Here is a 279-nt window from a genome sequence, read left to right as displayed (position 1 = left end):
CGATCCCAGGAAGCGGTGAGGCGACGAACGATGCATAGCTCTCGAACGCCTCTCGGAAACGGGCGTGGTTCGTCCGCTCCAACTGCATCTCGAAAAAGTGATTCAAGATGGCCTCGAGCCGCTCATATGCGCTGCCTTCCCCATGCATGAACTGTTCAAATCTCTCGAGTGTCGGTTGTAGATTCTTGACGGCTGCCGCGACGATCAATTGATCTTTCTTCGGGAAGTAGCGAAACAGTGTCGCCACCCCAATCCCTGCCGCATCCGCGATGTCCTGCA

At 55.9% G+C, this 279-nt stretch carries 1 protein-coding gene; it reads right to left on the bottom strand.

The features are described from left to right. A partial coding sequence (locus AC2Q9J_RS17870) for a TetR/AcrR family transcriptional regulator (RefSeq protein ID WP_499042015.1) occupies positions 1 to 279 on the bottom strand: 279 nt, incomplete at both ends.

It is taken from the genome of Planococcus sp. RAB007_Raresut, assembly GCF_057369535.1.
This window is presented reverse-complemented; position numbering and strand designations above follow the sequence as displayed.